A 21,735-nucleotide genomic window follows, 5' to 3' on the forward strand; every position below is an offset into this window, starting at 1 on the left:
GACGCTACCGGCCCCAGCGCTCGAGTTCGGAATTCGTGTATCACTCGACACCCGTTTGGTATTACCGGACAAGAACTCATCACCGGTCACGGCCCGAGTCGGAGCGGTACTGTATGGTATACCCCACCATCGTACGCGGCTCGCTCTAAATGAGCCGTTACAAATGTACAAGTGTAAATCGATTGCGTTCAGATTTCAATGTCCTCGTATACTGGTGTAATCGCCCACCTCATCCCGCTAAATCTGCCGATCCGGAGAGAGCGGACGCCTACGAGTAGGTCATGTTAACTTCAATCACGTTCGCCGTGCTCAGTACGCTCTGTGGAATTTCGTCCCGGAACGCGTCCGCGTCGAACCGATTCGTCGGGCCGGAGACGCTGATTGCGCCGAGTGGGTGGCCGTCTTCGTCGCAGATCGGTGCGGCGACACAGCGCATGCCGAGCACGCGCTCCTCGTCGTCGATCGCATAGCCGCGCTCGCGGATTTCCGAAAGCTGGGCCTTCAGTTCCGTGCTATCCGTGATCGTTTTTTCGGTCACGGCGGGGAGCCCGTGTCGGTCGATAATCTCGTCGACTGCCGACTCCGGGAGCCGAGAGAGAATCGCCTTTCCCATGGCGGTCGTGTGGAGGTGGACGCGTTTTCCGATGTGCGTATCGAGGTTGACGGCGTCCGGCCCTTTGGATTTGTTGAGGAAAATCCCTTTTCCGTGTTCCTCGATCATGAGATTCGCGTGCTCACCCGTCTCTTCGGCGAGTTTCTTGATCTCGGGGGTGGCGACCTGATACAGTTTCATCTGGCTCCGAGCGAAGCCGCCGAGTTCGAGGAATCGGGCACCGACGTGGTACGTTCCGTTCTGATTGACCAGATATTCGGTCTCGGTCAGCGTTCGGAGGTGATCGTGAACGGTGCTCTTCGGCATCGAGAGCGCTTCCGAAAGTTCGGAGACGCCCGCGCCGTCGAGTTGGTGGAGTGTCTCGATGATCCGGAACGTCGTCGCAGCGGCCTGGACCGGGTATCTCGGTTTGTTCGACATTTGCTCCTAGTACAAATACAATCTATTTAACTGTTGTCCGGCCAGACCGGACTGTGCCAAGCAGTGACAAAACACACGAACTGTGGCGGTTCGAGAGACAGTTACTCGGCGCGAACTGACCGTTTGTCCGGTAACACCGGATGGCGCGCTCAGCTCCGTCTGCCACTCACAAGCTACTACCTGAGTCGTTCTCGGGCCTGTCGTTTCTCGAGTACACGTATCTCCTCCTGAAAGCTCCAGTTCCGCCATCGGCTCTGCCATTGACCGTGCACTTATCCAAGTGTAACGGGTAAAGGATCATATTTATATAATGGTATACTCATTACTGTTGTATGGTAGGCAGAGCCAATCATAGGGGAGTGCGTAGATTCAAGACCAACAGCGTCTCGCGACGTCGATTCCTTTCGGCAGCCAGCGCCGCTGGTGTCGTCGGGGTCGCCGGCTGTATCGGCGGGGGTGACGAAGAGGATGTGGATATCGGAGAGTACGACGGTGAAGAGGTCACGCTCGAGTACGCGACCGCACCACTGTTCGGCGAGATCGAGGAGGAGCTCATCGAGTCGTTACGGAGCGCCGGCCTCCACGAGAATATCGAGGTCGAGTTCTCGACCGGTGTCTGGGGCGCGGACGACCAGCAGGATCGTTACACCCAGATTCTGCAGGCCGGCCGTTCGACGCCGGACATCATGCTGACGAACTTCGCGTACACGTCCGCGTTCGCGCCGCGTGAGTGGCTCGTGGATCTGAACGAGGCGTTGCCACAGGAGAAACTCGACGAACTTGAGTCTGACTACCACGAGACGATGGTCGACTCGATGCGCTGGGAGGGCGGCCTCTACGGCATTCCGCAGTTCGTGGACATTCCGGCGATTCTCTACCGCAAGGACTACGTCGAGAACGCCGGGTACGACCCCGAGGGCGGTAACTGGGCGACCGAGCCGATGACGTGGGAACAGTTCGCCGAAATCGCGAGTGACGCGATGGAGGCGAACGACGTCGATCACGGCTACACCACGACGCTCAACCAGCGGACGATCGGCCACCAGACCGGCTACGAGAAGGTCGTCACGATGGGCGGGAACTACTTCGGTGACATGGAAAACCAGCACGGTCCCATCGGCGACCGCCCGATCACGATCGACGACGAGCCGATCGTCGAGACGCTGCGGATGATGCGGACGTTCATTCACGGGTCGGACGACGACTACGCTCTGAGCGGGATGGACGGAGACTTTCTGCCGTCGGAGGCACTCGGATGGGATACGACGCCGTCGATGGAATCGTTCGGGGACGACGACGCGGTCTTCCACCGAAACTGGTCCTTCGCTATCGCGCAGTTCGGTGGCGAGGACGCCCTCGGCGACGATCTCGGGTTGATGCCGTTCCCGTACGGCGTCTCCGAGGCGGATGCAAAGTACAGTGGAACCGGCGGCACGAACGCGACGCTCGGCGGCTGGCATCTCTCGCTCAATCCGAACAGCGAACACCTCGCGGCGGCCGTGGAACTGATTCAGGTGATGACGTCGGACGAGTTCTACCTCGACATCTTCGAGTTCACGGGCTCGACGCCCCCGAAGCCGGAACTGTTCGAGTCCGACCAGGCCCAGGAGGTCGACATCATGAATCGGTACCTCGATACGCTACAGCTCCAATCGGAGAACCAATGGGTTCACCCGATCAACCCGATCTGGGACACCCAGTCCAGTCGAATCGCCAGCGAGTTCCACGCGTGTCTCAACCAGGAGAAATCGCCCGAAGATGCCGTCGCAGACGCACAAGAAGACGTCGAAGCGATCGAAGCGGAGGGAATCTAACGTGGGACTGACCGATAGTGTCGGTGGGCCACCCAGAACATCAACGACTATATAGCACAACCGACTCAGGTATACAATAATGAGAGAGACAGTACAGCGGGCGGTCTCACCTGTGCTTTACAGGATCGAGCGCTTGGACGAGGACAAGTACGGCTATCTGCTGATCGCGCCGATGTTCCTCGTGCTCTCGATTCTCGCCTTTTATCCGCTCGCGCGGACGTTTTGGGTCTCGCTCCACGGCGACGATCTGTACGGCACCGATCCGGTCGGTGCGTTCGAAGGGCTCAGCAACTACCGGTCGATCCTCTCCGGTGACGCGAATATCGTGCTCAACTATCCGTTCGTGTCGCTCAGCGATCCGCTCTCGAGCGCGCTGATAGTCACCGTGACGATCACGCTCGTGAGCGTCCTCATCGGGACGGTGTTCGGGCTCGGCATGGCGTTGATCTTGAACAAGGAGTTCCGCGGCCGGTCGGTCGCGCGGATGATCGTCATCCTACCCTGGGCGGTTCCGATCGTCATTCAGGGGATGATGTTCTACTTGCTGTTCCAACCGTCGATCAGCTTCCTCGTCGAGCCGCTACACGAGCTCGGACTGCTCTCGTCGAACCCACTGATCAGCACTCGAGACTCGATGCTGATGGTCATCATCGTCGACGTCTGGCGGAAGATTCCGTTCATCGCCCTGATCATTATGGCGGGGCTGGCGAGCATCGATCAGAGCCTCTACGATGTCGCGAAAGTCGCCGGGGCGTCGAAGTGGCAGCAGTTCCGGCTAATCACGCTACCGTTGATCAAGCCTGTCGTCCTCATCGGAATGATCTTCTATACGATCAGTTCGATGAAGATCTACGGCATCGTCGAGGCGTCGGCCGGCTGTAGTACGGTGCCGACGCTGACGTGCCTCGTGGTCGATACGTTCCGGATGCAGCGGTGGGCGATGGCCTCCGCGATCGCATTCCTCACCGCGATCATCATCGGCGGAATTGTCATGGTGTATCTCGTGCAGTTCAGAGACGAGGTGGGAGAATGAGCAATCAGATGGCAACAGACTCGACCGAGAATCGGAGTATCGCCGGTCGGATCGTGGACTTCCTCGTCCACGAACCGGCCAATACGTACCGAATGCTGTTCTACGTCGGACTCGTCGGGTTCATCACTATCACGTTGTTCCCGTTTTACTGGCTGTTTATCCTCGCGGTGACGCCGCGAGGCCAGCTACGAAACATGGGGATCGTCCCCGAGGGGTTCGAGCCGTCGGTGTTCGTGACGGTCTTACAGGAGTATCCGCTCCACCTCTACATCTTCAACAGCATCCTGATCGCGTCGATCACCGTCGTCATCTGTCTGGTGATCGGCAGCCTCGCCGGCTACGCGTTCGGCCGCGTCGAGTTCCGCGGCAAGGGACCGCTCATGTTGCTCCTGTTGCTCATCTCGTACTTCCCCGGGATCACCTATCTGATCCCGCTGTTCGAGATGCTCACCGGAGCGCTCACCGTCGGGCCGTTCATGACGCCGGACCTCTACAACACGCCGTGGGCGATGGTGTTTCCGTTCACGATGTTGAGCCTGCCGCTCACCATCTTCATCCTCACGACGTTCTACAGCCAGATCCCTGACGGCTTAGAGGACGCCGCACGCGTGGAGGGGACGACGCGACTCGGGGCGCTGTTCCGAGTCATCATTCCGCTGTCGGCACCCGGCGTCGCGACGGCGGCGATCATCGTCTTCATCGGCGTCTACCGAGAGTTCTTCTTCTCGTTCATGATGACCGACGGGCAGGCCGGCAACTGGGCCGTGCTGGTGTACGGCATCTTGAACTTCCAGGAACAGCACACCGAACTATGGAATATGATGGCCGCAGCGAGTCTCATCGGCATCCTCCCGGTCGCGCTCCTCGTCATCGTCGCCCAGAAACACATCGTAAGAGGCTTAACGTCCGGGGGATTAAAGGAGTGATAAGCTATGGGGAATGTTACCCTTCGTAACGCAACCAAACGATACGAGGACATAATCGCGGTCAACGAGATGAACCTCGAGATCGAGGACGGCGAGTTCCTCTGTCTCGTCGGTCCATCGGGCTGTGGAAAATCGACGACGCTCGAGATGATCTCGGGACTGACGCTGCCGTCGGACGGCGATATCGAAATCGCCGGCGAGAACGTCACGAACGACCCACCGAAAGACCGGGATATCGCGATGGTCTTCCAGAACATCGCGCTGTTCCCGCATATGAACGTCTACGAAAACATCAGCTTCGGTCTGCGGCTTCGGAACTTCGACACGGACGAGATTGACCGGCGAGTCGAGCAGGCGGCGAAGATCGTCAAACTCGGGGCGATGCTCGATCGAAGCCCGAAGGAGCTCTCCGGGGGCCAGCAACAGCGCGTCGGGATCGCCCGCGCGATCGTTCGCGAGCCCGCGGTGTTCCTGATGGACGAACCGCTGGCGAACCTGGACGCGAAACTCCGCGTTCACATGCGAACGGAGATTCAGCGACTCCAGAAGGAACTGGGCATCACGACCATCTACGTGACCCACGACCAGGAGGAGGCGATGACGATGGCGGACCGTATCGCCATCATCAATCAGGGGGAGCTCCAACAGTGTGCGCCCCCACTCGAGTGCTACGGTCGACCGGCGAACAGGTTCGTCGCCACGTTCGTCGGCAGCCCGTCGATGAACGTCTTCGACGGCGTCGTCGGCACCGACACCATCGAGTCGGATCACGTCGCCATCGAACACGCGCTCGGCGCCGAGTACGTCGATCGAAACGTCTCCGTCGGCGTCCGACCGGAGAACGCCTACCTCGTCTCGAGCGACGACGAACCGGCGAATTCGAGCGCATCCTTCCCGGCCGTCGTCGACGTCCTCGAGCCAGTGGGCGACCAGACGTACGCCTATCTGCTCCCGCAGGGAGTCGAGACGACCGACGAGGCGGTCATGAGCGACGAGACGAACCAGTTGCTCGTCAGTATCGACCCCGATACCGACATCGAGGAAGACGAGTCGGTCGACGTCGTCTTCGATCGGGAAAAAGTCCACGTCTTCGATGGCGAGACCGGTGACGCGATCACCCACAACCTCGTCGATCCCGCGACGGCAGGCGGTGCTGCAGGGTCCGCGGAAGAAGCACGAGGTGACTGAGCGATGGTGACGACTGCTGGTGCGCTGTTCATTATCTCGGCAGTCGTCCTGTTTTTCTTCTGGATCTACGGAATCGTCTCGTTTTATTTCGATCTGCGATATCAGTTCATTCCGGCCGCGCGGGAGTACCTGCGTGACGACGAACAGGACAACCGTCCCGATCCGGAAGAGTACCTGTAACGGCGTTCGATTCGTCACTCGAGTTTCTCGCTGTCGTCCTCCGCACACAGTCCCGTGGGATTGAACGATCGTTTCGTGAAGCCCCGCTTCGCGATTCGTGCTCGTCAGTGTCCTCGACCACCGAACTCGGATCACCGGTTTTAGACGCGAATCATGCTACCCAACATCGACACAATAACATGCAGCGAGCGAAGCTGAACGTCGGTTACAGCCGCTCGAACCGCCAGATCTGGTGTGCACCGCCTTCCCAGTCGCCGGCGCGAACGTTCGCGCCGTCGTCCGTCGACGCATCGGCGACCTCGAGACGACCCTCGGGGACGTCGATCTGGAACCCGGTCTCGTAGCGTTCCATGCGGTACTCCGTGACGCTGCCCTGGACGGCGTCGTCGCCCGAAAAGGCGACTCCCTTGCCGCTGTGTTCTGCAACTAGCGTGAAGTTGCCCTGTCGTCCGTCCATCTCGCCGTCGACCTCCCAGCGCTGGTGGGGCTCGTCGGCCCACTCGCCCTGCTGGATCGCCGCGCCCGAAGCGGTCGATCCGCCGGCGACCTCGAGCACCTGCCCGCTATGTTCGGCGACGATCCGGTAGGTGCCGGGTTCGATCGAGTTTGTACCGGCCTCCCAGACCGCGTCCCGATCGATCTCGCGGTCGATCGTCGCACGGGGCTGGTCGACGACGTAATCGACGTCGACGTCCGTGCCGGGATCGGTGCGCCATTCGAAGACGAGATCCCACGCCTCCGTCTCGGCGTTCCACTCCGGATACTGCTCCCAGGCGGCCGCCGCGCCGGCCGCGTCGTAGGGGGCCGTTCGGGCCTCGAGCGTCGACCGGTAGTGCTCGGAGACGCCGTCGACGCGGGCCGCTGGGGACGCACCTGACTCGAGCGTGACGGTACCCTGATCGATGCCGCCGCCGACGTTCCCGTAGACGATGGTCGTCTCGGAAGCGACGTCGATCAAGCCCTCGGTGCCGCCACCGCGGAGGTCGTTGTTGACGAACTGGTTGTGTAGGCAGGCGCCGGCCTCCTTGATCGCCCACGGCTGGCGTGGCTCGTCGCGGTCGTCGGTGATCCGCAGATTCGCGAGCGTGACGCCCTCGTTGATCTCCGAAGACTCGCCCATGAGTCCGAGCGACCAGAAGTTGACGCCGGGGCCGTCGAAGTTCTTGATGACGCCGCCGAGGATCTTGACGTTCCGGACGTCGACCAACAGGATGCCGGCCTTCGAGCCGTCGTGAATGTTGACTTCGCCGACGGTGACGTTCCGCGTCCCCGTGATGATCGACAGTCCGCGGACGCCGCCGCGGCTGACGACGCGGCCGACCGAGACGTTCCGACAGCCGTTCGCGAGGCGGAACGTCGCGTAGTCGAACGACGGGTTCTTTCCGACGACCTGACCGACGGTCGCGTCGAACGTCTCGTTTAACAGGAGGACGCAACTGCCCGGATCGACACCGGTTACCTGTCCGATCTGGAGCCGTTCGACGTCGTAGGTCTCGATCCCGTGGTGTCCCGTGTTCGTGACGTATGCAGTGTCGATCTGGATGTCGGAACTGCCACCCTGAATTCGGACCCCCTGTACCGAGACCCCGTCGATCCAGAGTCGTCCGAAGGTCAGCTCCGAGCAATCGTCGGCAAAGACCGCCGTGCTCGCCGCGCCGCGGACGGTGAGTCGCGGAACCTCGACGTTCTCGACGCCGTGCATCGAGAGGACGTCGTCGGTTTCGCCGTCGATCGTCACCGTTCCCGCGAGGTCGAGTCGGGTGTGGCTCGGCACCTCGACGCTCGTTCGCTCGTGGTCGTCGCTCACCTCGAGATCAGCCGCGACGTGGACCGTCGCTTTCGTCGTTCGCCCCTCCCCGAGCGCGTCGACGGCCTCTTGGACGACGGCCATCGGTTCGTCACCGCTCGCGATCGTTTCGTCCTGATCGTCGGCGTGATAGGTGCCGTCGTCGTCGCGCCAGACGACGACTGCTGCGTCCCTGGCCGCGGTATACGTGTGATCGACGTCGAGGGCTCCCAGATTCGTCAGCGCGTGACCACCTGCATTGACGTCTGCGTCCCACTCGTACCACGGCTGGTTGCCGCTGCCGCCGCGACCGTTTCGGCTACCCGAACCCCCGCGTTCGTTCGCCGCCGCCGTCTCGGTCAGTGCCGCGCCGAGTCCGGCGGCACCGAGTATCGCCATCGCCCCGCGTCGACCCATCGACACCGGGGGATTCGTCTCCGTACTGTGCGACCCTGCTGCGTTCCGCTGATGGTTCTCATCACTCATGGCAATCAATGTCGCTCTATTGCGACACATTCACACATCATTACTGGTGACCTTAATTCTTCCCCATACATCGATACGTAGAGCAAGCACCGAGTCGAAACGAAGGTATCGAGCCTGAACGGAGGGATTTAGGTCGTCCGCTGCGATAAGTCGGACGAGATGACCAAGCGATCCGCGTCTGCTGGCGTATTTCGAATACTGCCGACCGACGACACAGAGCGGGCAACGGCGTTGACGGTCGACCGCGAGACCGAACGGGTACAGGAAGCGATCGACGACTGTCACGACGCCGGCGGCGGCACCATCGCTATGGCAAGTGGTGAGTATACGGTCGGAACGATCCACCTGCGCAGCGACGTGACGCTCCACCTCGAGGCGGGCGCTCGTCTCCGCCCTACCGAATCGAAATCGGCGTACGTGGATCGACACGTCGGCCCCGACGGCGAGCGGCCGTTCCTGCTCGCCGAAGGCCTCGAAAACGTCGCGATCGTCGGTGACGGGACGATCGACGGCCGGGGAACCGAGTTCATGGACATGGACGAACCGATTCGTCAACACTCCGGCGAGAGCGACGGCCACCCGCTCGTCTCGAACGCGCCACATCGCGCCCGACAGGGGGAGGCGTATCTCGATCGATCCGGAACGCTCGAGGAGTGGCCGGTCGCGAAGCCGGCGTTCCGTCCGGGACCAATGGTTCACTTCGTCGACTGCGAGGGCGTCTCGATCCGGAACGTGACTCTCGAGGATATGCCCGCGTGGACGCTCAGCTTCGACGACTGTGCTGACGTCGACGTTCGCGGCGTGACGATCGACAACCACAGGCGGATTCCCAACTGCGACGGCATCGCGATCGGCAACTCCCGCAACGTTCGAGTCTCCGACTGTGCGATCGAGTCCTGTGACGACGCGATCACGCTGGTCTCCCACGACGACCGCGAACGAGACTGCGAACACGTAACTGTCACCAACTGTACGCTCGCCTCGAGCGCGTGTGCGATCAAGCTCGGCTCCGAAACGAGCGGGAACATCCGCCACTGCACGTTCGACAACTGCGTCGTCTACGGCTCGAATAGAGGACTGGGGATCCAACACCGCGACGAGGGGACGATCGAGCACGTTTCATTTTCGAACATCACCGTCGAAACGGGGCTGCTCCCGGGGCCGTGGTGGGGCAAAGCCGAGCCGATCTACGTGACCTCGGTCCCGCGCGACGAGGGGACCAACCTCGGGACGGTCCGCGATATTCGATTTGCGAACGTCACCGCTGCCGCCGAAAACGGCGTGCTCGTCTACGGGCACGCGGACGCGACCCTCGAGGACGTTCGCCTCGAGTCGATATCGCTGTCGATCGCCGGCAGCCGCCACGCGGACGCAGTCGGGGGGAATATCGACCTCCAGCCGACTGCAGTGATGGCCCCCATTTACGAAGCACGGATCTCGGGTGTGCACTGCGAGAACGTCGTCGACCTCGAACTGCGTGACGTGGCTCTCGAGTGGACCGGCGAGGTGCCCGACCACTTCGCCCACGGCGTTCGCTGTGTCGACGTCGACGAACTCGTGATCGACGGGGTTGCGGGCCGGCAAGCGGCCGTCGCGCGTGAAAATTCAGCCGGGGTCGACGCGGCGATCGCGCTCGAGCGAACGACTCGAAGTACGATTCGAAACTGCAGAGCGAGTCCCGGCACGGAAACCTTCCTCTCGACGACGGACTGCGCCGACGAACGGCTGCTCGCGACCAACGACCTCACCGACGCCGAGACGCCGACCGACGGTGCCGTCGGCTATTCGACGGTCGGCAACGTGCCGCCGCTGTGACGACATGCGGGCCTGACTCGCCCGACGACCGAAATCGTTATGCGTCAGTTCGAGTAGTATTCGATGATGGCTGTCGAGCAACGCAATTACGTCGACGGAGAGTGGATCGAATCGGAAACTGGCGAGACCGTCTCGGTTGAGAACCCGGCCTCGCCGGACGAGATCGTCGCACGCTATCAGCAATCAAACGCCGCAGACGCCCACAGGGCCATCGAGGCCGCTTCGAACGCGGCCGAGGAGTGGGCGGCGACGCCGGGTCCCGAACGCGGCGCGATCCTCACGGAAACCAGCCGCATCCTCGCCGACCGGAAGGCGGAACTGACCGAACTGCTGGTACGCGAAGAAGGCAAGACGCGAGGCGAGGCCGGCGGCGAAGTCCAGCGGGCGATCGACATCTTCAGCTACTACGGCGCGAAGACGCACGACCTCGGCGGGACGGTTAAGAGCGCGAGCGGCCCGCAGACGACCCTCTATACCGTCAAAGAGCCCCTCGGTGTCGTCGGCCTGATCACGCCGTGGAACTACCCGATCGCGATTCCGGCCTGGAAGCTCGCACCCGCGCTCGCGACCGGTAACGTCGCCGTGCTCAAGCCGGCATCGCAGGCCCCCGGCGTCGCCCACGCGATCTTCGAGGCCCTCGACGAAGCGGGGCTTCCGGACGGCGTCGCCAACGTCGTCACCGGTCCCGGAAGCAGCGTCGGCGAGGAACTCGTCACCAGCGAGGGTGTCGACGCGATCTCCTTTACCGGCTCCACCGCGGTCGGCAACACCGTCTACGAGCAGGCGACCGAGGACGGCAAGCGCGTTCAACTCGAGATGGGGGGGAAGAACCCGACCATCGTCGCCGACAGCGCCGACGTCGACGAGGCCGCCGACATCGTCGCCGCGGGCGCGTTCGGCGTCACCGGCCAGGCCTGTACCGCCTGCTCACGCGCGATCGTCCACACGGACGTTTACGACGAGTTCGTCGAGGCAGTCGTCGAGCGCGCTGCGGCGATCGAACCCGGTCCGGGACTCGAGGAATCGGATATGGGGCCACACGTTTCGAAAGACGAACTCGAGAGCACCCTCGAGTACATCGACATCGCACAGGAGGAGGGTGCAGCGCTCGAAACCGGCGGCTCGGCGCTCGACCGGGCGGGCTACTACGTCGAGCCGACGGTCTTCGCGGACGTCGAGCCGTCGAGTCGCCTCGCCCAGGAGGAGGTGTTCGGTCCGGTCCTCGCCGTGCTGGAGGTTGAGGACTTCGACGACGCGCTCGCGGTGGCCAACGACGTCGACTACGGGCTCTCGGCGAGTATCGTCACGGACGATCACACCGAGGCGAACCGCTTTATCGACGAGATCGAGGCGGGCGTCGCCAAGGTCAACGCGAAGACGACGGGCCTCGAACTTCATGTGCCCTTCGGTGGGATGAAGGCCTCCTCGAGCGAGACCTGGCGCGAACAGGGCGACGAAGGCCTGGAGTTCTACACGATCGAGAAGACCGTCTACGACAACTACTGATCGAGACGACTACTGATCGAGACGTCGCTGTGAACCACACCGATCCGTACTGATCGAGCGGCTCGAAACCTGCCTCGAGTCGACGGTTTTCGTCGCCGATCGTTCGTCCCGACGTGATGGTCAATGACAAGACCCAAATCCGTGGCATCCGTTAGTCACGCACAAGAATGACGACTCAACTAGAGACGTTCGAAACGAACCTCGAAACCGTCCGGACGGGCGTCACCCGGACCACACCGGCGGCGTTTCAGGAGACGCTCGCCGACGTCATCGACCGGCCCGCCATCGGCGCGTCGCTCCCCTTCGATGACATCACGCTCGAGGGGATGGATATCGTCCTCGAGCCGACGCCCGACCAGCTCCGCGAGGCGGCCTGTGGCGTGACGGCCGCCGCACTCGGCGTCGCCGACTACGGCTCGGTCGTCCTCGAGTCGACGCCGGCGGGCGCTGAACTTGCGGGTCTCTTCCCCGACCGACACGTGATCGTCGTTCGCGAGCGGGACCTCGTCCCCGACATGGCTGCGGCGTTCGAGCGGTTGGGCGAGCGCTTCCGCGACGGCCACGACGACGCCGTGATCGCGACCGGTCCGAGCGCGACCGCAGACATGGGCGAACTCGTCTACGGCGTCCACGGGCCGCGAGAGACCCACGCGGTCGTCGTGGAGGACGCGGAGGCATAATGTCGAGCGAGAGAGCCGAGAAGGCCGAACGAATTCGACACATTATGGCGACGGAGGGCGACAGCGTCGAACGCAACGCCCGCGGGTTCAACGAAGGCCGCTACGAGTCCGTCGCCCGACTCGAGGATTACGACGCGTACAAGGACCGCGCACGCGAGATCAAGGAAGACGCGATCGAACGCCTCCCCGAACTGATCGAACAGGTTCGAGAGTCTGTCGAAGCGAACGGGGGCACCGTCTACGTCGCTGACGACGCCGCTGACGCGAACCGATACGTCCAAGCACTCGCCCGCGAGCAGGCTGCTGAGACCGTCGTCAAGTCCAAGTCAATGACGACCGAGGAGATCGATCTCAACGAACACCTCGAGGCCGAGGGCTGTGACGTCTGGGAGACTGACCTCGGCGAGTTTGTCCTACAGGTAGCCGACGAGGCGCCCAGTCACCTCGTCGCGCCGGCGATCCACCAGTCACGCGAGGAGATCGCCACCCTGTTCAACGAACAGTTCGAGCCGGAGGAAGCACTCGAGACCGCCCAGGAGCTGACCGAGTTCGCCAGGGAGTACCTCGGAGAGCGGATCGAGGAGGCGGACATGGGCGTGACCGGCGCGAACTTCGTGACGGCGGATACGGGCTCGATCGCGCTGGTCACCAGCGAGGGCAACGCCCGCAAGACGATCGCCGTCCCCGACACGCACGTCGCGGTCGCGGGCGTCGAGAAGATCGTGCCGACGTTCGAGGATCTCCAGCCGTTCGTCGAACTGATCGCGCGCTCGGGGACGGGCCAGGACATCACCTCCTACATCTCCCTCTTTTCGCCGCCGGTGTCGACGCCACCGGTCGACTTCACCGACGACGAGCCGATCGCCGACGACCCCAACGATCGGGAGTTCCACCTCGTCTTGCTCGACAACGGTCGCATGGCCATGCGCGACGACGAGCAGCTTCGGGAGACGCTGTACTGCATCCGGTGTTCGGCCTGTGCGAACTCGTGTGCGAACTTCCAGTCCGTCGGCGGCCACGTCTTCGGCGGCGAAACCTACTCGGGCGGCATCGCGACCGGGTGGGAGGCTGGCGTCCACGGCCAGAAGTCGGCCGACTCGTTCAACGACCTCTGTACCGGCTGCTCGCGCTGTGTCAATCAGTGTCCGGTGAAGATCGACATTCCGTGGATCAACACCGTCGTCCGGGACCGACGCAATCGCGGGGCCGACGAGGGGCAACTCGACTTCCTCGTGGAGGGACTGACCCCCGACGAGGAACCCGCGGGGCTCGACCTCCAGAAGCGCTTCTTCGGGAACTTTGCGACGCTCGCGAAACTCGGCACCGCGACCGCGCCCGTCTCGAACTGGGTCGCTGACACGCTTCCCTCGAGACTCCTCATGGAGCGCGTGCTCGGAATCGATCGTCGGCGCGAGTTGCCGACATTCGAGCGCGAGACGTTCGTCGAGTGGTTCCGGAACCGGGACGTGCCACGGCCCGTTGACGCCGACTACCACGCCGTCGTCTACCCCGACCTCTACACGAACCACGTCCGGACCGACCGAGGGAAAGCGACCGTCCGCACGCTCGAGGCCCTGGGCGTCGCCGTCGAGGTCCCCGAAGTCGCCGCTTCCGGACGCGCTCCGCTCTCGCAGGGAATGATCGCCACCGCGGAAGACCACGCTCGGGACGTGTCGGCCGACCTCGAGCCCTACCTCGAGGCCGGCTACGACGTTGTCGTCATCGAACCCAGCGACCTCGCGATGTTTCGCGGGGAGTACGAGCGACTGCTCGAGACCGATCGCTACGAGCTCCTCGCCGAGAAGAGCTACGAGATCTTCGAGTACGTCTTCGGACTGCTCGAGAACGACGCCGATCCCGCGCCGTTGCGGAGCAGTACCGATGCGGGCGGCGCTGGCTCCGAAATCGCTTACCACTCCCACTGCCAGCAGCGGACGCTCGAACTCGAGGCCTACACCACGACCGTCCTCGACCAGTTGGGGTACGACGTTGTCACCTCCGACGTCGAATGCTGTGGCATGGCCGGGAGTTTCGGCTACAAGAGCGAGTACTACGAGCTGAGTATGGACGTCGGCGGTCGACTCAGGGAGCAGTTTGAAACGCCCGACACTGCCGATCGAACGGTCGTCGCGAGCGGCACGTCGTGTCTCGAGCAACTGGACGGCCTGCTCTCCCGCCAGCCACGACATCCGATCTCGCTCGTGGACCCGGACGGGTCGGTCTGAGGGGTCGATCGATTCTCGAGTCGGTCAGACCACGGTCGCTGGTCCGGCCCAGTTGACGGGGGGCGAGAGAAAGATTCAATATCCCGGACCGGAATCTCGAAACGATGCAATTCGTTCGATTCGCGACCAGCGGCGGCGTCCGCTGGGGCGTATCCGTCGACGATCAGACCTACGGACTGGACCGATTCGGCGTACCGACCATTGAGGACCTCGCGACGCCCGGCTACCGCCGCCGGGTCCGTCGCGCCGTCGAGACCGGCGAACTGCCGGAAATCGACGAGCCAGAGGAGTATCTCGCACCGATCCCATCCGTCGAGGGGATCATCTGCGTCGGTCTGAACTATTACGATCACGCCGAGGAGCAGGACGAAGAGATTCCCGAGAAACCGATGCTGTTCACGAAATATCCCTCGAGCGTCACCGACCCGGACGCGCCGATCGTCCATCCCGACGACGTCGAGCAGGTCGACTACGAGGTCGAACTCGGGATCGTCATCGGGCGCACGGCGTGCGACGTCTCGGCCGACGAGGCCGAAGAGTACGTCGCGGGCTACACGGTCGTCAACGACGTGAGCGCACGCGACGCCCAGTTCGAGGACGGCCAGTTCTTCCGTGGCAAGAGCTACGATACGTTCGCGCCGATGGGGCCAGCGCTGACCGCGCCGGAAGATATCGACGCGAACAACGTCGACGTGGAACTTCGTCTCAACGGCGAGGTCAAACAGGAGTCCTCCACCGCGGAGTTCATCTTCGACGTCGGCGACACGATCGAGTACCTCAGTCACAGAATGACCTTACAGCCCGGTACCGTCATCTCCACCGGCACCCCGGGCGGCGTCGGCATCTTCCGCGACCCGCCGGAACTGCTCGCGCCCGGTGACACGGTCGAAGCCGAAATCGAGGGAATCGGCACGCTCGAGAACTACGTCGTCGGCCAATAAGCCTCCGAGTTAGATTCCGGATAGATCTCTGAACGATCGACCCGTCAGCCACTCGCGGTCGGTTTTCGAGAGACAGTCCACGTGCTCGAGCCACTGCAGGCTCTCCTCGTAGCGTGCTTCGTCACTAACATTTGGAAAGTCGGAGCCCCACACGACTCGTTCGCGGCCGAAGGTCTCGAGCAGCCAGCGGACGTGGTCGTGCATATCGTGGTACGGGAACCCCTCTTCGGATCGGTGGACGACCTCGGAAATCTTCACGGCCACGTCGTATTCCGCGAGGGCCTCGAGGTCGGCGAACGCGTCGTCCGGTGCAACCGACGGGTCAGCATGACAGAAGTGATCGAGCGCGTACCTGAGGTCGGGATAAGTTTCGACCAGTTCGCGAACCTGATCGAGCTGGTCGACGTGCGCGAGGAGCTGTACCAGCGCATCGGTCTCGCGAGCAGTCTCCCAAAATTCGGTTTCGTCGATGGCGTCGCGGAGCCACTCGACCTCGGGGTCGAACGTCTCCCACATCCGATCGTACGGACAGATCGCGCCGAGACGGAAGCCGAGAATCCCGTCGACGGCCATCTGCGTGCGCAGCCGGTCGGCCGCGCCGTCGGCGAACTGATCGAGCATGACGATTCCCGAGAGCGCGTCGTGTTTCTCGACGCACTCGAGCGTGTACGCGTTGTCGGTCCACTCACAGATCGGGTAGCCGACGACGACGGCCTCGTCGACGCCGACGGCGTCCATATCGTCGAGTAGCTTTTCGGCGGTGTAGACGGCGTCGACGCTGAACTCGTCGACGACGTCGACCAGCGGGCCGTTCACCCAGGGGTGGTCTCGAGTCGGTCGCGTCCAGGCGTGCGTGTGGGTATCCAGCACCATCGCGTACGGTTGGCGACGTGTCGCGCCGTACTAAACGTTGTGTTGACCCGTGGCTCACGCTACGAGCTGAGAAACAGACAGGTTGCTATGGGACCTGACTGGGGTTAGTAGTCCGCGAACGAAAAGACCGGCTTGCAAGTTTCGGACTCGAGGAAGGCCTCGAATGCGGCTGTCGGCTCGTCGATGCTAAAGGAGCGATCCACGATCGCCTCGGCGTCGATTGCGCCCTCGGACAGCAGCCGAATGGCTTGCTCGAAGTTCGTCCAGGTCGAACCGTAGGAGGTGTTCAGCTCGACCTCGCCGCGAACGACCGGCGTCATGAAGACTTCACTCGGGGCACCGGGAAGCCCGACGACGACGACCTGGCCGCCCTTGCGGACGTGCTCGATAGCCATCTCGATGCCGCTCTCGTGACCGGTGGTGTCGAACACCGCGTCGAAACCGATACCGTCCGTCTGAGCGTCGACGACTGCCTCGAGGTCGCTCGTCTCAACGTCGACTGTGTCGATGCCGAGTGCTTCGACCAGCGGCAGGCGATACTCGGTGTCTTTGCCCAGTCCGGAGACGAGCACGTCGGCACCCATCGAGTCCGCGACGGCGGCGACGAAGACCCCGATCGGACCGGGACCTTCGACGAGGACGGTGTCGCCCGGCGTCACACGAGACTGATCGAACACCGCGCGCGTCGCGATGCTGAGCGGTTCGGTGATGGCTGCCTGACCGAGGGGGACGTTGTCGGGAACGTGGTGGAGGTCACGCGGGTGGACCGTCGTGTACTCGGTGTAGGCACCGTCGGTGTGCATCCCCGTGATCTCGAAGTTCTGACAGACGTTCGGTTGGCCGTTTTTACACTGGAAACACGAACCGCAGTCGTGAATCGGTTCCTCGACGACGGTGTCGCCGACCGCGAAGTCGGTCACGTCGTCGCCAACTGCGACGACCTCGCCGGAGTACTCGTGGCCCATGATCCGCGGGATCGGAATCCACTCGTAGCCGTCCTCGTAGGTATACGCGTGTGCATCACTGCCACACAGTCCCGCGGAGTGGACTTGGACAAGTACCTCGTCGTCGTCGGGCACGGGTTGCTCTCGTTCACGAATCTCGATGGATCTGGGACCGGTATGGACTATCGCCTTCATGTAGGGTTACCTCTTACTCTGGTCGAGCTATCGATAACTGGGTTACTCACCTACATATAACTTTAGGTGCGGCTTCCCGACACTCCGAAGACGCCGTGGCCGCTGCCGAAGCTGCTCACTTCTCCGACGTGGTCCAGCCCCGTTCTCGAAACCGAATTCGGGGTAGCCGCTTCCCGTATCCGCCCTAACGGCCTCCACGGAGCCGAGCGTGGCATCGGCCGCGTCGTTCAACAGGAGTTCACAGCCACCGGTGTCGCTGGTTTCGACCGAGGCCGAACTCACCTGTCGAGGGGCGTCGCGTCCCTATTCTCGATGGCTGACTCGAGGTACCTCGCCGCGCGGTCGATCTCCGCGACAGTCGTGCCGACGTTCGTCGACGTAGCGATCGTCGTCGGGTTCGAACCGTTCTTTCGCGCGACCCTCGGCGCGGCTCGGATCGCCCCGGCCGAAGCGGCCGGTCTGCCGGGTAATATCGCAAACACTTATATGGCTGTTTCTCACATCTCGACACGAATCTACAGGGATTGTCCACTATGGAAATTACAGCCATCAACGCGACCAAGATCAGCAACGAATCGTGGGGCGAGTTTATCGAGTTCCCCCTCGTCACGATCATGTCGAAGTACGACGAGTACCGGAACGTCGACGGCGAGAACCCCCAGGCCCGCCGCAAGTGGATGGGTCCCGTGGGTGACGTCGCCGTCGAAGTCGAGACGGACGCCGGCATCACCGGGGTCGGCGTCGGGAACTGGGGAACCGGCGCCATCGCTACCGTCGTCGAAGAGACGCTCTCGAAGATCGTGATGGGCGAGGATCCCACACAGCGCGAGCGCCTCTGGGAGCAGATGTACCGCGCGACGCTTCCGTTCGGCCGGAAGGGCGTCGCCGTCATGGCGATCAGCGCGGTCGATCAAGCGCTGTGGGACATCGCGGGCAAGGAGGCCGGCAAGCCGGTGTACGAACTGCTCGGCGGCCCCACCAAAGACGAAATCCCCGCCTACGCGTCGAACCTCCACCCTGTCGACATGGACAAACTCGAGCGCGAGGCCCAGGAGTACGCCGAAGCTGGGTTTGACGCGATGAAGATGCGCTTCCTCCACGGACCGGAGGCCGGCCGTAAGGGGATGAAAGAGAACGAAGAGATCGTCAAGACGGTTCGGGACACCGTCGGCGACGAACTCGAGATCGCGGCCGACGCCTACATGGGCTGGTCGGTCGGCTACGCGAAGAAGATGCTCGATCGCCTCGAGCCCTACGACATGGCGTGGGTCGAAGAGCCGGTCATCGCCGACGACATCAGCGGCTACGCCGAGGTTCGCGAGGCCGCGCCGATGCCGATCTCCGGCGGCGAACACGAATTCACCCGCTGGGGACACGAGGACCTCCTCGAGGCGGGGGCCGTCGACATCCTCCAGCCCGACGTGGGCCGGGTCGGCGGGATCACCGAGATGATGAAGGTCGCCGACATGGCCGAGGTTCACGACGTGCCCGTGATTCCCCACGCCGGCACGAATCCGACGCTGCACGCCATCGCGGCGCACACGAACATGCCGATGGCGGAGTACTTCCCGACGCCCGAGTGGTTCCAAGAACAACAGGAGAAACAGGAGTCGACCTACGCCGACGCGATCTTCGAGAACCCACCCTCGCCCGAAGACGGGTCGATTCCACTTCCCGAGGAAGCCGGTGTCAGCACCCAGTTGAACCGCGAGGCCCTCGAACACTTCGCCGTCGAGTAACCCATGACTGACGTTACATTCGAGTACAACGTGCCGGTGTTCGCGGGCGCTCCCGATGAGGGTGACGACGAGCCGATCCACCGCGATACGCCATGCTACGAGAAACTCGACTGGGAGACGACGAAAGGCGGCGTCCTGAAAGCCGAGGCACTCGGTTTCGACGCCGCGTGGGCGCCCGACCACCTCATGCTCGGCCGCGACAATGCCGAGTACGAGTGCTGGACGCTGCTGTCGGCGCTGGCTGGTCTCACCGAAGAGATCAACCTCGGCTCGCTTGTTCTCTGTAACGACTACCGCAACCCCGCGCTGGTCGCGAAGATGGCCGCGACGCTCGACGTGATCTCCGACGGCCGACTCGAGCTCGGTCTCGGCGCCGGCTGGCACGAACCTGAGTACGAGGCCTACGGCTGGGAGTACCGCGACGGGTTCGAGCGCCTGATGCGCTTAGACGAGAGTATCCGGCTGCTGAAGGCGATGTGGGACACCGACGCCGGCGAGGGCGCCTCCTTTTCGGGCGATCGCTATGAGATCAACGAGGCGTACTGTGATCCCGGGCCGGTTCAGGAGCCTCATCCACCGATCCTCGTCGGTGGACAGGGCGAGGAGGTGACGCTCAAACTCGTCGCAAAGCATGCCGACGTCTGGAACACCGACGTGTTCAACGGCACGCCGGAGACCTTAGCGCACAAGATCGGCGTCATCGAGGACCACTGCGAGACGGTCGGTCGCGATCCCGACGAGATCGAGTACTCCTGGGATGGCCACGTCCTCTGTACGCGCGACGAGGAGAAACTCGAGGAACTGCTCGATCTGATCCTCCCCATTCAATTCGAAGAGGAGTACGTCGATCAGGCCGACATCGAGACTGCAGACGACGCTCGCGACTACTTCGTCATGGGGACGCCCGAGGAGTGCGCCGAGGCGATCGAGCGCCGGATCGAGGCCGGCGTCACCAAGTTCCAGGGTTGGTTCGTCGACTTCCCCGACACCGGCGGGATGGAGCTGTTCGCCGACGAAGTCATGCCGCAGTTCCAGTAGTCCACCACGCTGTTTTCGTCACTGTCGGTTGTCATCACCGAAGTCGACGCGTGTTTGCGCGGACGGACGGACTGCCGCCGCGACCCGGGAACAGGTATTTGGTACCGTCCCGAGATGATTACCTGTGCCATGGAAATCACCGAGATAACAGCTATTCCGCTAGCCCACGAGCTGGAAGACGGCCGCGCGTTCGGCGGCGCACGCGGCATGACCGACTCGCGGACGACGACGCTCGTCCGCCTCGAGACCGACGACGGAACCGTCGGCTGGGGCGAGGCGTTCGCCTCGCCGCGGGCCGTCGCGGCGCTGATCGAGGACGCATTCGCCGACGCAGTGCTCGGCAGTTCGCCGATCGCCGCCGAGTCGCTGGCCGACCGCGTCTACACCGGCGATATCGGCGGCTATCACGCGGCTCGAGAGGCGCTGACTCAGTCCGCGCTCTCGGGCGTCGAAGTCGCGATGTGGGACCTTCGTGGCAAGGCGCTCGGAAAGCCGGTCCACGAACTGCTCGGCGGGCAGCAGGTCGAGTCGGTCGTCCCCTACGCTTCCACGATGTATCTCACCGAGTGGGGGCAGGATCCGGCCAAGCCGATGCACGAGGCCGCCGACGAGGGGTTCACCGCGGCGAAAATCAAGATCGGTCACGGCCGAGAGGACGACCGCGAACGCGTCGAAATCGCTCGAGAGATCCTGGGCGACGACGCTCACCTGATGGTCGACTACAACGGCAACTACACGCCGCGACAGGCGATCGCGTCGATCCGTGACCTCGAGTCCTACGAACTCACGTGGGTCGAAGAGCCGGTTCCGCCGGAGAACCTCTCGGGCTACCGCGAGATCCGAGATCGGATCGACGTGCCGCTCGCGGCTGGCGAAGCACACTACGGTCGCTTCGAGTTCACGCGACTGCTCGAGGAGGGTTTAGTCGACGTGATCCAGCCGAACCTCGGCCGGTGTGGCGGCTTCGCCGAGGCCCGGTTCGTCGCGAAACTGGCGACGACGGCGAACGCCGTCGTTCGGCCCCACGTCTGGAACAGCGCCGTCGGCACGGCCGCTGCACTCCAGTTCGCGGCGAGCCTCTCGTCGTACCCCCACGCCGAGGGAACGGCTCCCGATCCCGTCCTGTTCGAGTTCGACCGCAGCGAGAACCCGCTGCGCGACGAGTTACTCGAGTCGCCGCTCGATCCCACCGGCGGCCGACTCGCCGTTCCACAGGGCCCCGGACTCGGCGTCGATGTCGACGAGTCGGTCGTCGACGCGTATCGACTCGAGTGAGAGGGGATGGCCGACTCGTCGAACGAGGGGCACTCGAGCGCGACGAGGACTGCGTAAT

Annotated in this window: 17 protein-coding genes; 13 read left to right on the forward strand and 4 right to left on the reverse strand. The window is 63.2% G+C overall.

Going from position 1 to position 21,735, the window contains the following annotated elements:
- Positions 1 to 268 precede the first annotated feature (268 nt).
- On the reverse strand, positions 269 to 1,033 hold the full coding sequence (locus ACSFC5_RS20435; protein WP_440767068.1) for an IclR family transcriptional regulator: 765 nt from the start codon (positions 1,031 to 1,033) through the stop codon (positions 269 to 271).
- A 332-nt stretch (positions 1,034 to 1,365) separates the two neighbouring features.
- On the opposite strand from ACSFC5_RS20435, the gene ACSFC5_RS20440 reads away from it, so the two are divergent.
- The 5 genes from ACSFC5_RS20440 (at position 1,366) to ACSFC5_RS20460 (ending at position 6,174) form a co-directional block, all read left to right on the forward strand.
- On the forward strand, positions 1,366 to 2,847 hold the full coding sequence (locus ACSFC5_RS20440; RefSeq protein ID WP_440767069.1) for an ABC transporter substrate-binding protein: 1,482 nt from the start codon (positions 1,366 to 1,368) through the stop codon (positions 2,845 to 2,847).
- 79 nt (positions 2,848 to 2,926) lie between these two features.
- The gene (locus tag ACSFC5_RS20445; RefSeq protein ID WP_440767070.1) at positions 2,927 to 3,880 is read left to right on the forward strand and encodes a carbohydrate ABC transporter permease; all 954 of its coding nucleotides are present in this window, start codon (positions 2,927 to 2,929) and stop codon (positions 3,878 to 3,880) included.
- Positions 3,881 to 3,888: 8 nt separating this feature from the next.
- Positions 3,889 to 4,806, forward strand: coding sequence for a carbohydrate ABC transporter permease (locus ACSFC5_RS20450; RefSeq protein ID WP_440767071.1), 918 nt, complete (start codon positions 3,889 to 3,891; stop codon positions 4,804 to 4,806).
- Positions 4,807 to 4,812: 6 nt separating this feature from the next.
- On the forward strand, positions 4,813 to 5,994 hold the full coding sequence (locus ACSFC5_RS20455) for an ABC transporter ATP-binding protein (protein WP_440767072.1): 1,182 nt from the start codon (positions 4,813 to 4,815) through the stop codon (positions 5,992 to 5,994).
- Positions 5,995 to 5,997: 3 nt separating this feature from the next.
- Positions 5,998 to 6,174 carry a DUF8005 family protein gene (locus ACSFC5_RS20460; RefSeq protein WP_440767073.1) on the forward strand — a complete coding sequence of 59 codons (177 nt, stop codon included), beginning with the start codon at positions 5,998 to 6,000 and terminating at the stop codon, positions 6,172 to 6,174.
- 205 nt (positions 6,175 to 6,379) lie between these two features.
- Here ACSFC5_RS20460 and ACSFC5_RS20465 read toward each other — a convergent pair whose 3' ends face one another.
- Positions 6,380 to 8,446: an RICIN domain-containing protein gene (locus ACSFC5_RS20465; protein WP_440767074.1), complete on the reverse strand. Its 2,067-nt coding sequence runs from the start codon at positions 8,444 to 8,446 to the stop codon at positions 6,380 to 6,382.
- A gap of 159 nt (positions 8,447 to 8,605) precedes the next feature.
- On the opposite strand from ACSFC5_RS20465, the gene ACSFC5_RS20470 reads away from it, so the two are divergent.
- From ACSFC5_RS20470 to ACSFC5_RS20490, 5 genes are all read left to right on the forward strand, one after another.
- On the forward strand, positions 8,606 to 10,261 hold the full coding sequence (locus ACSFC5_RS20470; protein WP_440767075.1) for a glycoside hydrolase family 28 protein: 1,656 nt from the start codon (positions 8,606 to 8,608) through the stop codon (positions 10,259 to 10,261).
- A 66-nt stretch (positions 10,262 to 10,327) separates the two neighbouring features.
- Entirely contained in the window at positions 10,328 to 11,767 is a 1,440-nt protein-coding gene (gene xacF / locus ACSFC5_RS20475; protein WP_440767076.1) for a 2,5-dioxovalerate dehydrogenase, read from the forward strand.
- A 167-nt stretch (positions 11,768 to 11,934) separates the two neighbouring features.
- Complete coding sequence (locus ACSFC5_RS20480; protein ID WP_440767077.1) at positions 11,935 to 12,447, forward strand: LUD domain-containing protein; 513 nt, start codon at positions 11,935 to 11,937, stop codon at positions 12,445 to 12,447.
- A complete protein-coding gene (locus tag ACSFC5_RS20485) occupies positions 12,447 to 14,672 on the forward strand; it encodes an LUD domain-containing protein (RefSeq protein WP_440767078.1) in 2,226 nt (741 codons plus the stop codon). Before ACSFC5_RS20480 ends, ACSFC5_RS20485 begins: the two co-directional genes overlap by 1 nt.
- Positions 14,673 to 14,776: 104 nt before the next feature.
- Positions 14,777 to 15,613, forward strand: coding sequence for a fumarylacetoacetate hydrolase family protein (locus ACSFC5_RS20490; RefSeq protein ID WP_440767079.1), 837 nt, complete (start codon positions 14,777 to 14,779; stop codon positions 15,611 to 15,613).
- 9 nt (positions 15,614 to 15,622) lie between these two features.
- Here ACSFC5_RS20490 and ACSFC5_RS20495 read toward each other — a convergent pair whose 3' ends face one another.
- Both ACSFC5_RS20495 and ACSFC5_RS20500 read right to left on the reverse strand, forming a co-directional pair.
- The gene (locus tag ACSFC5_RS20495) at positions 15,623 to 16,483 is read right to left on the reverse strand and encodes an amidohydrolase family protein (protein ID WP_440767269.1); all 861 of its coding nucleotides are present in this window, start codon (positions 16,481 to 16,483) and stop codon (positions 15,623 to 15,625) included.
- Between the two features lie 107 nt (positions 16,484 to 16,590).
- Positions 16,591 to 17,625 (reverse strand): zinc-dependent alcohol dehydrogenase, encoded by a 1,035-nt coding sequence (locus ACSFC5_RS20500; RefSeq protein ID WP_440767080.1) that lies wholly within the window; start codon positions 17,623 to 17,625, stop codon positions 16,591 to 16,593.
- 533 nt (positions 17,626 to 18,158) lie between these two features.
- On the opposite strand from ACSFC5_RS20500, the gene rhcD reads away from it, so the two are divergent.
- From rhcD to ACSFC5_RS20515, 3 genes are all read left to right on the forward strand, one after another.
- On the forward strand, positions 18,159 to 19,364 hold the full coding sequence (rhcD, locus tag ACSFC5_RS20505) for an L-rhamnonate dehydratase (protein ID WP_440767081.1): 1,206 nt from the start codon (positions 18,159 to 18,161) through the stop codon (positions 19,362 to 19,364).
- Between the two features lie 3 nt (positions 19,365 to 19,367).
- Positions 19,368 to 20,402, forward strand: a complete 1,035-nt coding sequence (locus ACSFC5_RS20510) for an LLM class flavin-dependent oxidoreductase (RefSeq protein ID WP_440767082.1) — start codon at positions 19,368 to 19,370, stop codon at positions 20,400 to 20,402.
- Positions 20,403 to 20,531: 129 nt separating this feature from the next.
- On the forward strand, positions 20,532 to 21,677 hold the full coding sequence (locus ACSFC5_RS20515) for a mandelate racemase/muconate lactonizing enzyme family protein (RefSeq protein WP_440767083.1): 1,146 nt from the start codon (positions 20,532 to 20,534) through the stop codon (positions 21,675 to 21,677).
- Positions 21,678 to 21,735: the final 58 nt, after the last annotated feature.

This window comes from Natronorubrum marinum (genome assembly GCF_052040125.1).
Classification (GTDB): domain Archaea; phylum Halobacteriota; class Halobacteria; order Halobacteriales; family Natrialbaceae; genus Natronorubrum.

Coding starts and splice junctions, on each gene's coding strand:
- ACSFC5_RS20435 (WP_440767068.1), bottom strand. CDS start 1,033: ATGTCGAACAAACCGAGATACCCGGTCCAGGCCGCTGCGACGACGTTC.
- ACSFC5_RS20440 (WP_440767069.1), top strand. CDS start 1,366: ATGGTAGGCAGAGCCAATCATAGGGGAGTGCGTAGATTCAAGACCAAC.
- ACSFC5_RS20445 (WP_440767070.1), top strand. CDS start 2,927: ATGAGAGAGACAGTACAGCGGGCGGTCTCACCTGTGCTTTACAGGATC.
- ACSFC5_RS20450 (WP_440767071.1), top strand. CDS start 3,889: ATGGCAACAGACTCGACCGAGAATCGGAGTATCGCCGGTCGGATCGTG.
- ACSFC5_RS20455 (WP_440767072.1), top strand. CDS start 4,813: ATGGGGAATGTTACCCTTCGTAACGCAACCAAACGATACGAGGACATA.
- ACSFC5_RS20460 (WP_440767073.1), top strand. CDS start 5,998: ATGGTGACGACTGCTGGTGCGCTGTTCATTATCTCGGCAGTCGTCCTG.
- ACSFC5_RS20465 (WP_440767074.1), bottom strand. CDS start 8,446: ATGAGTGATGAGAACCATCAGCGGAACGCAGCAGGGTCGCACAGTACG.
- ACSFC5_RS20470 (WP_440767075.1), top strand. CDS start 8,606: ATGACCAAGCGATCCGCGTCTGCTGGCGTATTTCGAATACTGCCGACC.
- xacF (WP_440767076.1), top strand. CDS start 10,328: ATGGCTGTCGAGCAACGCAATTACGTCGACGGAGAGTGGATCGAATCG.
- ACSFC5_RS20480 (WP_440767077.1), top strand. CDS start 11,935: ATGACGACTCAACTAGAGACGTTCGAAACGAACCTCGAAACCGTCCGG.
- ACSFC5_RS20485 (WP_440767078.1), top strand. CDS start 12,447: ATGTCGAGCGAGAGAGCCGAGAAGGCCGAACGAATTCGACACATTATG.
- ACSFC5_RS20490 (WP_440767079.1), top strand. CDS start 14,777: ATGCAATTCGTTCGATTCGCGACCAGCGGCGGCGTCCGCTGGGGCGTA.
- ACSFC5_RS20500 (WP_440767080.1), bottom strand. CDS start 17,625: ATGAAGGCGATAGTCCATACCGGTCCCAGATCCATCGAGATTCGTGAA.
- rhcD (WP_440767081.1), top strand. CDS start 18,159: ATGGAAATTACAGCCATCAACGCGACCAAGATCAGCAACGAATCGTGG.
- ACSFC5_RS20510 (WP_440767082.1), top strand. CDS start 19,368: ATGACTGACGTTACATTCGAGTACAACGTGCCGGTGTTCGCGGGCGCT.
- ACSFC5_RS20515 (WP_440767083.1), top strand. CDS start 20,532: ATGGAAATCACCGAGATAACAGCTATTCCGCTAGCCCACGAGCTGGAA.